The organism is Candidatus Obscuribacterales bacterium (assembly GCA_036703605.1).
In the GTDB taxonomy this organism is placed as follows: Bacteria; Cyanobacteriota; Cyanobacteriia; order RECH01; family RECH01; genus RECH01.
Genome location: DATNRH010001228.1, coordinates 1 through 2,042 on the forward strand (window position 1 = coordinate 1; position 2,042 = coordinate 2,042).

Here is a 2,042-nt window from a genome sequence, read left to right on the forward strand (position 1 = left end):
ATGAGCCATGAACTGCGCACGCCGCTGAACGCGATTTTAGGCTTTGCCCAGGTGATGCGTCATGATGAATGGGTCTGTGATGAACATCGAGATTACCTCGACATCATGATTCAAAGTAGCGAACATCTGTTAGGGCTGATCGACAATATCCTAGACATGGCCCGCACCACCTCGGGAGATATGCCCCGCATCGAACGAGCGGTGAGTTTGTCAACTCTGTTGCGATCGCTGCAGGCCTCGTTTCAGCTTCAGGCTACCCAAAAAAATCTAGCCCTCAGCCTAGAGCAAGCTGCTAATCTTCCAGACTATATTTACGTAGATCACCAAAAACTGCGGCAGATTCTCACGAATCTGATGGACAACGCGCTGAAATTTACCGCGCAAGGACACATTACCCTACGAGCACGCCTTCAAGATCCGCCATCTAATGAACCGTTGTCGGCCCAAAACGACTCGGGAACGGTCATGCTGATGATTGAAATTATCGATACAGGGGTTGGGATTCCAGCCGAGTCTCTCGATATGATTTTTGAGATGTTTACGCAGATTCCCTATAATGGTCTGATGCCCAATGGCACTGGGGTAGGGCTAGCCCTCAGCCGTCGTTTAGCCACGGTGATGGGCGGCATGTTGACGGTTAAAAGTCAGCCTGACCAAGGCAGCACCTTTTGCCTGACGGTGCCGGTGCGCCACGTCATAGAAAGCGCCGAGATCTTGGATGATCTAGTGCGGTTTTCACCAGAGTTGTCCACCTATCGAGTGGGTGTTGTGGAGGCATCTCAAGTGCGACGGCTCCTGCTCAGCCAATGGCTATCAGAAGCAGGGTTTCAAGTGCAGATGGCTAACGATCGCCCCTCTTGTCTTCAGCAAATTCGCCATTGGCAGCCCCACGTCGTCGTGTTGGGAGAGGTTCCTGAGCTATCCGCCCAAATCATTCAGTCCTACCTCTTGGCTGACCCAAAAGCATCGCTACCCAAGGTGCTGCGGGTGTTAACGCTCGATTCTAGCCATCATTCCAACATAGATGCCCAGAAATCCCTGTATCCTGAAACCGTAGCTGTTCTGAATCCACCCCTTGTACGCGATCGCCTCTTCAGTGAAATTACGGAACTTTTGGGTATCTCTAGCCTATACGATGGGGAGGATGAAGGAGTTAGCTTCGGTCATCCAGGCCGGATTGCCCCCACAACTCTTGATCCAGAGGCACTCTCCGCCATGCCTAGGGACTGGATTAATCAACTCCACCAAGCTGCTCTACGCTGTGACCACCGCGCTATTTATGCCTTAATCGGTCAGATTCCCGCCACTGCTTCTTGTCTTGCCACTCCCCTCGCCGCATTAACTCACCAGTTTCGGTTTGACCTGATTAGTGAGTTGACTCAGACTCACATCTAACTCTTGATGCTGGTTCTCATTGGCGAGCTATCGTTATATCGTTTGTGTCAGATCGTTTGTGTCGGAAATAGATTCTGTGGATTATTCTATCCATCGTCCCTCGTCGCTTGATCCGGCTGATTGTGACCATGAACCCCTGCAGACTCCAGGCTGTATTCAACCTCACGGTGTTTTGCTGGTTTTGGAGGCAGGTCTCATCCTTCAGCAGGTGAGCGATAATATCGAAGACCTTTTGGGGCTAACGCCAGACGCTGCCTTGGGGAATTCTCTTACCTGCCTCATGTCCGTCCGCCAGACAGAGGCGATCGCTCAATGGTTGACTCAGGAACCGCTAGAGCTGGTCAATCCTTTTTTGGTAGTGGTGCGCACGGCTCCCAAGGGACGGCGACGGTTTCAAGGAACGCTGCACCGGGTGGGCGATCGCGTCATTCTAGAGCTAGAACCCCAGCACAAACCCATTCATCGCAGCTCCATCGAGTTTTATCAGCAGTTCAAACAGGCGATCGCCTCGGTGCGCTATGCCCATACTCTTGACCAGTTGGCCCAAGGCATTGCCCAGGAAGTCCACCGTCTGAGTGGTTTTGCGCGGGTGATGGTCTATCGTTTTGAGATGGATCAAAGCGGTGTAGTCATCGCTGAAGCTAAAC

General features: G+C 52.2%; 2 protein-coding genes. Both read left to right on the forward strand.

What is annotated here, in order from left to right; all coding sequences use genetic code 11:
- A partial coding sequence (locus V6D20_25485; protein ID HEY9819136.1) for an ATP-binding protein occupies window positions 1-1,395 on the forward strand: 1,395 nt, incomplete at its 5' end.
- Window positions 1,396-1,471: 76 nt separating this feature from the next.
- Window positions 1,472-2,042, forward strand: a 571-nt coding sequence (locus tag V6D20_25490) for a hypothetical protein (protein ID HEY9819137.1), incomplete at its 3' end; no start/stop codon positions are given.